Source organism: Roseateles subflavus (assembly GCF_030285365.1).
GTDB classification, from domain to species: domain Bacteria; phylum Pseudomonadota; class Gammaproteobacteria; order Burkholderiales; family Burkholderiaceae_C; genus Roseateles_B; species Roseateles_B subflavus.
This window is the reverse complement of record NZ_JASVDS010000013.1, coordinates 1-9,670: the sequence shown is the minus strand read 5'-3', so window position 1 is coordinate 9,670 and position 9,670 is coordinate 1. Positions and strand designations below refer to the sequence as shown.

The following is a 9,670-nucleotide window of genomic DNA, read 5'->3' as shown; positions in this document are numbered from 1 at the left end:
AGCACCACGCGCGAGACGGCGCGATGGGGCACCCGCACGCCCTTGGGCCGGCCGGTGGAGCCGGAGGTGTACATGACATAGGCGGCGGCCTGGGCGTCGTGCGGCAGCGGCTGGGCGGGGCGCGCCGGCTCGGCCAGCAAGGCGTCGATCGACACCGTCAGCGAGGCCAGGTCGTCCAGGGGCGAGGCCTCCTCGGGCGACTGCAGCAGCAGCCGCGCGGCGCAGTCCTGGACGATCAGGCGCTGGCGCGCCTGGGGCATCTGCGGGTCCAGCGGGACGTAGACCGCGCCGGCCTGGAGGATGGCCAACTGGGCCACCACCAGTTCCAGCGAGCGCTCCAGCCGCGTGGCCACGGTGTCGCCGGGGGCGACGCCTTGGTCGCTCAAGGTCTGAGCCAGGCGGCGGCTGCAGGCGTTCAACTGGGCATAGCTGAGCTGGCGCTCGCCCTGCACGACGGCGATGGCGTCGGCATGGGACTGGCGCATGGCGTCGAAGAGCTGAGGCAGGGTCTGGGTGTCCGGATAGGGACGCACATGCTCGGCCAGGGCTTGCAGCTCGGCTTGCTCCGAGGCGCTCAGCAGGGGCAGCTCGGCCAGGGGCTGGTCCGGCGCGGACTGCAGTGCCAGGACGAGGCCCTGCAGCGCCTGCTGCATGAGCGCGCACACGCGCGCCGCCTGGGCGGGCGCGCTGACCTGGGCGCTCAGCGCCAGACCATCCTCGCCCAGGTCATCCACGCTGAGCGTGAAGGGGTAGTTGGTGCGCTCTTCGCTGCCGCCGAGCAGCGTCATGCCGGCCAGCGCCTGCTCCTGCTCTCTGGATGTCGCGCCGTCCTGCGCGCTCTGTGCCAGACCGTGGCGGTAGTTCAGCAGCGCGGCGAAGACCGGCGCGCCGCTCTCCAGCCCGCTGCAACGCTGAGCCAGGGCCAGCGGGGCATGCTCGTGGCGCAGCAGCCCGGCCAGGTCTTGCTGGACCTGCTTGACCGCGCCCAGCACCGGGCCCTGCAGCTTGACGCGCAGGGGCAAGGTGTTGATGTACAGCCCCAGCGCGCGGTCCGCCCCGGCGCCGGCCTGCATGCGGCCGAACAGCACGGTGCCGAAGACCACGTCCTCACGCCCGCTGACCCGGCCCAGCAACTGGGCATAGGCCAGGTGGCACAGGCTGGCCACGCTCACGCCCAGGCGACGGGCTTGCGTGCGCAGCGCTTGGCTCAGTGAATCGGGCAGCGCGCGATGGGCTTCGCCGATCTGGCTGCCGTCGCCTTGCACGTCCGACAGGCCGTAGGGCAGCGTCGGTTCGTCCACATCGCCCAGCTGCTCGCGGAAGTAGGCCTCGTGCTGCGCGGGGGTGAGCCCCAGCCGCGCCTGCGCAACGTGATGGCGGAAGGACTGAGCAGGCGGCTTCGGCGGCTGAGCACCAGAAAGCAGCGACAGGACTTCGCCCTGCATCTCACGCATGCTGGTGTCGTCCAATGCCAGGTGGTGCATCAACAGCAGCAGCAGCCAGCGCTGCTGGGCGGCATCGTGCAGCACATGGGCCCGCATCAGCGGCGCCTGGGTCAGCTCGATCCGGGTGTGTCGGGGGTCCCAGCGTTCGCGCAGCTGTGCCGCGACGTCCTGGGTGTCGTCGAGCTCCAGGGCCTCCTCCTGCACCACCAGCGGTGCCTCGTGCCAGACCACCTGCACCGGCTCGTCCAGGCCTTCCCAGTGCAGCGCGGTGCGCAGCACGTCGTGGCGTTGCACGACCTGGCCCAGGGCCTGCACGAAGCGGTCCAGCTTGTCCCGCTCCTGGAAGCTGAAGAGCACGTCCTGCAGGTACACATCGCCCTGGGCCGCCATCAGGTGGTGGAACAGCATGCCTTCCTGCAGCGGTGCCAGGGGGTAGATGTCCTGCACATTGGCGGCGCCGCCGGGCACGCGGGCCACGATGGCGTCCAGCTGAGCCTGGCTCAAGGACACCAGGGGCAGCATCTGCGGCGTGAGCTCTGTCGCGCCTTCGGGGATGGCGTTGGGCGGCACCTCGACTTCGCGGAGCTGCTCGGTGCCTTGCAGGCCTTGAGCCAGCTGCGCCAGGCTCGGCGTGCTGAACAGCGCTCGCACGTCGCTGGCCAGGCCGGCTTGGCGCATGCGCTCGATCAGCGTCACCGCCAGCAGCGAGTGACCGCCGAGCTCGAAGAAGTTGTCGTGCCGGCCCACACGCGGCAGCTGCAGCACTTCGGCCCACAGCGCGGCCAGTTGTTCTTCCAGCTCGCCTTGCGGGGCCTCGTAGCCCCGGGCGGCCAGTGCCTGCAGATCCGGGGCCGGCAAGGCCTTGCGGTCCAGCTTGCCATTTGGGGTCAGCGGCAGCGAGCGAAGCAGCACGAAGGCGCTGGGGACCATGTAGACGGGCAGCGCTTGCTCTAGCGCCTGGCGTAGGGCCTGCACCGACTGTGCATCGGCTTCCGAACGGACCTTTGAGTCGTTCTTTGAGTCGTCTGTCGAAGCAGCCTCTGCCCCGCTCTGCGCCTCATCCTCCGCGCGATCGCTCACCACGTAGGCCACCAGGCGCTTGAGCCCCGGCTCATCCTCGCGGGCCAGCACCACCGCCTCGCGCACCCCAGGCTGCGCCAGCAGCTTCGCCTCGATCTCACCCAGCTCGATGCGGTAGCCGCGCAGCTTCACCTGTGCGTCGTTGCGACCCACATACTCCAGCACCCCGTCCTCGCGCCAGCGCACCAGGTCGCCGGTGCGGTACATCCGCCCCGATCCACCCTGCACGAAGGGATCGGCCAGGAATCGCTCCTGCGTCAGATCCGGACGGCCCAGATAGCCTCGCGCCACCCCAGCGCCGCCGATGTACAGCTCCCCCACCACGCCCGGTGGTACCAGGCGCTGGTGGGCGTCCAGCACGTACAGCCGCGTGTTGGCCATGGACTGGCCGATGGCCCGCCACTCCTCTTCTCCTGCCCCGGGCTCGTGGATGGTGGCGTTCACCGTGGTCTCGGTCGGACCGTAGGCGTTGAGCAGCGTGGGGCGGTGCCCTTCGCGCTGCCACCAGCGCGCCAGCGCCCGCTGGTTCAGCGCCTCGCCGCCGATGATGATCAGCCGCAGGCTGGCCGCGATCGGCTCGTCCTGCTGGATGAGCTGCTCCCAGAACTGCAGCGGCAGGTCCGCCACCGTGATCCCGTGGGCCTGGCAGCGCTGCCAGAAGGCCGGCGCCCCTTGCAGCCAGGCGTCACTGCGCAGCACCAGCGTCGCTCCGACGCCCAGCGTCGCGAAGATCTCCTCCACCGACACGTCAAAGGCCACCGAGGCGAACTGCAGCACGCGGTCCTGCGCGCTCAGCCCCGTGCGCTGCACCACCGCGCCGAGCTGGCTCAGCGCCTGGCGGTGCTCGACCATCACGCCCTTGGGCGTCCCGGTGGAGCCCGAGGTGTAGATCACATAGGCCAGCGACGAGGCACTCGCCCCTCGCTCCGGCAGGGTCTGCGTCGTGACCTCCTGCTGGCGCAGCTCGCGCACATCCAGCACCACCGGCGGCTGTTCCTGCGCTGCCACGGCCATCGCCAGCCGGGCCTGCGCCGAGGCCTCCAGCTCGCCATGCGTGAGCACCACCCGGGCGCCGCTGTCGCGCAGCATGGCGCCCAGACGCTCGCTGGGGTAGGCCGGGTCCGCCGGCACGTAGGCCGCGCCAGCCTTGAGCACGGCGATCACGCCGGCCACCAGCGCCGCCCCGCGGGGCAGGCACAGCAGCACCAGGGGCTGGCCGTCCTTCGCTTCCTTCGCACCCGCAAGATGCGGCGCGATGTGGGCCGCCAGTCGCTGCGTCAGGGCGTCCAGCTCGGCATAGTTCAGCTGCTCCTGCTCGTCCACCAGGGCCAGCGCCTGCGGGCTGCGCCGGGCCTGCGCCTGGATGAGCCCGGGCAGGCTGCCACGCTCGTCAAAGCGCTGGGCCAGCTCGGCGCTCAGCGCCTGGGCCGGCTGGCCGAAGCCCTGCAGCCGCTCCTCCTGCGCCAGCGGCAGCACCGGCAGCGCACTCAGCGCGCCCTGCCCGCCTTCGCGCAGCGCCTGCTCCAGACTTGCCAGCGCTTGGGCCATCAGCGCGCAGACATCCTGCGCGCGACCATGCCCGGCCACCTGCGCGGTCAGCGTGAGGCCGGCGCCGCTGTCGTCCACGTCCATATTGAATGGGTAGTTGCTGCTTTCCTCCCCGTGCAGGAACTCCACACCCTGGAGTGCATCCAGATCCAGTGCTTCCGTCGGCCCCTGGGCTTCGTGATCGCTGTGGCGGTAATTGAGAAGGGCAGAGAACAGCGGCACGCCCGGTGTCAGTCCGCTGCAGCGTTGGGCCAGTGACAGCGAGGCGTGCTCATGACGCAGCAGCCCGGCCAGATCTCTTTGGACCTTGCGCGCGGTATCGCGAATCTGCCCCAGCAGCCGCACCCGCAAGGGCAAGGTATTGATATAGAGCCCCAGCGCCTGGCCTGCTCCGCCTTGCATGCGACCGAACAGCACGGTACCGAAGACCACGTCGTCCCTGCCGCTGACCGCGCCCAGCACCTGCGCAAAGGCCAGGTGGCACAGGCTGGCCAGGCTGAGGCCGAGGCGGCGGGCCTGCAGGCGCAGACCGGCACTGGTCGGTTCAGGCAAGCTCAGATGCGCCTCGCCGACCTGGGTGCCATCCCCTTGCACATCGGACAGGCCATAGGGCAAGGTGGGTTCATCCACGCCGCCCAGTTGCTCGCGGAAGTAGGCCTCGTGCTGTGAGGTGCTCATGCCCAGCCGCGCCTGTGCGACGTGCTCCCGGAAGGGCCGGGTGGGCAAGAGGCGGCCGCCATGTCCGTTGAGCTCCCAAAGAATCTCCTGCTGCATGGCATCCATCGACTGGTGGTCCACGGCGATGTGGTGGACCAGCAGCGCCATCAGCCAGCTGTCGCGACCCGGTTCGCGCAGAACCCGCGCCTGCATCAACGGCGCTGTCTGAAGCGGCAGTCGCTGTCGGCGCGCATCACTCTGATGCAGCAGCGCCTGCAGGGCCTCGTCCCCCGAGGCATCACTGGGAACGCCCAGCGCCTCGGCCTGCAAGGTCTGCACCGGGAGCGTGACGGCGCGCAAGACCACCTGAACGGGTTCGTCCAGGCCTTCCCAATGCAGCGAGGTACGCAGCACGTCATGGCGCGCCAGCACCCGCTGCAGCGCGGCCAGGTACTGATCCAGTCTCTCGCCTTGCTCAAATCGCAGCACCGCGCGCAGCAAGTAGACATCGCCCTCTCCTCCCATCAGATGGTGGAAGAGCATGCCTTCCTGCAGGGGCGCCAGCGGATAGACGTCCTGCACGTTGGCCGCCCCGCCGGGGATGCGGCTGACCAGCGCGTCCAGTTGCTGCTGGCTCAGTTGGACCAGCGGCAGCATGTCCGGGCTGAGTCGGCTTGCACCCTCGGGGATGGTCGAGGGCGGGACTTCCAGCGGGCGCGAACCACCGTCGCCGCTCTCCAGCTGCCGGGCCAGCTGTGCCAGGCTCGGGGCGCTGAACAGGGCTCGGACGTCGCTGGACAAGCCCGCCTGGCGCATGCGTTCGATCAGCGTCACGGCCAGCAGCGAATGCCCGCCCAGCTCGAAGAAGTTGTCATGGCGGCCCACGCGCGGCAACTGCAGCGCATCGGCCCACAACTCGGCAATCCGCTCTTCGATCTCGCCTTGCGGCGCCTCGTAGCTGCGGTGTGCGTGGTCCTGCCCGCCTGGCGCGGGCAGCGCGCGACGGTCGAGCTTGCCGTTGGCAGTCAGGGGCATGGCGTCGAGCCGAACAAATGCGCTGGGCACCATGTAGGACGGCAATGCCCGCTCGAGGGCCTGACGCAGGGTCTCGGTGTCCGGGTCGTTCTCGGGCTCCGCACCCACGACATAGGCGACCAGCCGCTTGTGGCCGGCCTCGTCCTCTCGTGCCAGCACCACGGCTTCGCGAATGCCGGGCTGCTCAAGCAGCTTCGCCTCGATCTCGCCCAGCTCGATGCGATAGCCGCGCACCTTGACCTGATGGTCGTTCCGACCGAGGTACTCCAGCTCGCCCTCCTCCGTCCAGCGGGCCAGGTCGCCGGAGCGGTACAGCCGGCCGCCTGGCACCCAGGGGTCGGCCAGGAAGCGCTGCTCGTTCAGGTCGGGGCGGTTCAGGTAGCCGCGGGCGACACCGGCACCGCCGACATGGATTTCTCCCGCAACACCGATGGGCGCCAGCCTGCCTTGAGGGTCGAGCAGTCGCAGGCTGAGGTCGGGGATCGGGCATCCGATCGGTCCGGGACCCGCGCGGTTCGCGTCGACGGCCGTCAGCGGACGGTAGCTCACATGCACCGTGGTCTCGGTGATGCCATACATATTGACCAGTCGGGTCCCGGCGTTCACCGGCCGGTCATACCAGGGCTTGAGCGCGCTGAGCTCCAGGGCTTCGCCGCCAAAGATCACCTCCCGCAAGGCATGCGGGCGCTCGCGCAGCCCCTGGACGGCGATCAGCTGACGAAACGCGCTCGGCGTCTGGTTCAGGATCGTCACGCCTTGCGTGCACAGGAGTTCGTGGAAGGATTCGGCGTCCCGTGCCACCGCACCCGGCACGATCACGAGGCGGCCGCCATGCAGCAACGCCCCCCAGATCTCCCAGACGGAGAAGTCGAAGGCATAGGTATGGAACAAGGTCCAGACGTCCGTCGGCCCGAAGCCGTACCAGGCCTGGCAGGCTTCGAAGAGGCGCATGACCTGCGCATGCTCGACCATCACCCCTTTTGGCTGCCCGGTGGAGCCCGAGGTGTAGATCACGTAGGCCAGCTGGCGGGGCGAGAAGCCGGACTGTTCCGGTTCGCTGCCCGGCAGATGCTGGAAGGCCGCCAGCCCGGGTTCGACATGGAGCAGGCGATCGGCAGAGACCAGCTCGTTCCTCAGCCCTTCGAGCACCGTGGCGTCAACGTCGCCGTGGGTCAGCAGCAGGGCCGGTGCACTGTCTTTCAGGCAGTAGCGCAGGCGGTCCGTCGGTTGAGCGGGATCCAGGGGCACGTAGGCCGCCCCCGCCTTCAGCACCGCCAGGATGGCGATGAGCATCTCGAAGCTGCGCTCGAAGCACAGGGCGACCCGCGACTCCGCACCGATGCCTCGCTGGCGCAATGCGTGAGCCAGACGGTTGGCCTGCTGTTCCAGATCGGCATAGCGCAGGGTCCGTTCACCCAGCTGCAGGGCCACGCGGTCCGCATGGCCTTGCGCCTGCTCTGCAAACACCTGGTGCAAGCCACGGGCCGCGGGGAAGGTCGACTGGGCGGCGCCGAACGCCAGCAGCGCGTTCCGCTCGGCGTCAGCCATGGCGTCGAGGGTCTCCAGCGGCGTCTCGCTGGCCGACTGCAGTGCCTGGGCCAGGGATTGCAGGATGGCGCACAGGGCTTCGCAGACACGGGCGGCAGAGGCCGGTGCCTGCACGCGGGCGCTGATGTGCAGCTGTGCGCCGTTGTCATCCAGGGTGACCAGGAAGGGGTAGTTCGTGCGCTCTTCGCCGATGAGGACGTCCACGTCCTTGGCGAAGTCGGCGAGTTGAGCGTCGTCCGCGCTCTCCGCTGTTGCGACGTTGTGGCGATAGTTGAACAAGGCGGTGAAGACCGGCACACCGCTCTCCAGCCCGCTGCAACGCTGGGCCAGCGCCAGCGGGGCATGCTCGTGGCGCAGCAGGCCGGCCAGGTCTTGCTGGACCTGCTTGACCGCGCCCAGCACCGGGCCCTGCAGCTTGACGCGCAAGGGCAAGGTGTTGATGTACAGACCCAGCGCGCGGTCCGCCCCGGCCCCGGCCTGCATGCGGCCGAACAGCACGGTGCCGAACACCACGTCCTCACGCCCGCTGACCCGGCCCAGCAACTGGGCATAGGCCAGGTGGCACAGGCTGGCCACGCTCACGCCCAGGCGACGGGCCTGGGCGCGCAGCCCGCGGCTCAGCGAATCTGGCAGTGCCAAGTGCGCTTCACCGACCTGGCTGCCGTCGCCCTGCACATCCGACAGGCCGTAAGGCAGCGTCGGTTCATCCACGTCGCCCAGCTGCTCGCGGAAGTAGGCCTCGTGCTGCGCGGGGCTGAGCCCCAGGCGTGCCTGCGCCACATAGTTGCGGAAGGGCTGGGCGGGAGGCAAGTCCTGACCCCGGTCGCTCAGCAGCAGGGCGATCTCCTGCTGCATGACCTCCAGCGCCTGGTGGTCGGTCGCCAGGTGGTGCATCAGCAGCAGCAGCAGCCAGCGCTGCTGGGCCGCATCGTGCAGCACATGGGCTCGCATCAGCGGCGCCTGGGTCAGCTCGATCCGGGTGTGCCGCGGATCCCAGCGTTCGCGCAGCTGTGCGGCGGCGTCCTGGGTGTCGTCGACCTCCAGGGTCTCCTCCTGCACCACCAGCGGTGCCTCGCGCCAGACCACCTGCACCGGCTCGTCCAGGCCTTCCCAGTGCAGCGCGGTGCGCAGCACGTCGTGGCGTTGCACGACCTGGCCCAGGGCCTGCACGAAGCGGTCCAGCTTGTCACGCTCCTGGAAGCTGAAGAGCACGTCCTGCAGGTACACATCGCCCTGGGCCGCCATCAGGTGGTGGAACAGCATGCCTTCCTGCAGCGGTGCCAGGGGGTAGATGTCCTGCACATTGGCGGCGCCGCCGGGCACGCGGGCCACGATGGCGTCCAGCTGAGCCTGGCTCAGCGAGACCAGGGGCAGCATCTGCGGCGTGATGTGGGTCGCTCCTTCGGGGATGGCGTTGGGCGGCACCTCGACTTCACGAGTCTGTTCGGAGCTGCCTTGCAACCCCTGAGCCAGCTGCGCCAGGCTCGGCGTGCTGAACAGCGCTCGCACGTCGCTGGCCAGGCCGGCCTGGCGCATGCGCTCGATCAGCGTCACCGCCAGCAGCGAGTGACCGCCGAGCTCGAAGAAGTTGTCGTGCCGGCCCACACGCGGCAGCTGCAGCACCTCGGCCCACAGCGCAGCCAGCTGTTCTTCCAGCTCGCCTTGCGGGGCTTCGTAGCCTCGGGTCGCCAGTGCCTGCAGGTCCGGTGCCGGCAGGGCGCGGCGGTCCAGCTTGCCGTTGGGGGTCAGCGGCAGCGAGGGAAGCAGCACGAAGGCGCTGGGCACCATGTAGCCCGGCAGCTCCTGAGTCAGCGCCTGGCGGAGGGTGTCCATTGCCAGGGTGTCGTCGCCCTCACCGTCCTGTGCCGCATCCTGCGCCACATCCCGCACCACATATGCCACCAGGCGCTTGTGTCCCGGCTCATCCTCGCGGGCCAGCACCACGGCTTCGCGCACGCTGGGCTGCGCCAGCAAGCGCGCCTCGATCTCGCCCAGCTCAATGCGGTAGCCGCGCAGCTTCACCTGCGCGTCGTTGCGGCCTACGTACTCCAGCACCCCATCCTCGCGCCAGCGCACCAGATCGCCGGTGCGGTACATCCGCCCTGCCCCGTCCTTCACGAAGGGATCGGCCAGGAATCGCTCCTGCGTCAGATCCGGCCGGCCCAGGTAGCCTCGCGCCACCCCGGCCCCGCCGATGTAGAGCTCCCCCACCACGCCCGGTGGCACCAGGCGTCGGTGGGCGTCCAGCACGTACAGCCGCGTGTTGGCCATGGCCTGGCCGATGGCCCGCCACTCCTCCTGGCCCGCCCCGGGCTCGTGGATGGTGGCGTTCACCGTGGTCTCGGTCGGACCGTAGG

At 69.8% G+C, this 9,670-nt stretch carries 1 protein-coding gene; it reads right to left on the bottom strand.

Annotation, left to right across the window (positions count from 1 at the left end):
* A partial coding sequence (locus tag QRD43_RS22625; RefSeq protein WP_285984784.1) for a non-ribosomal peptide synthetase occupies positions 1 to 9,670 on the bottom strand: 9,670 nt, incomplete at both ends.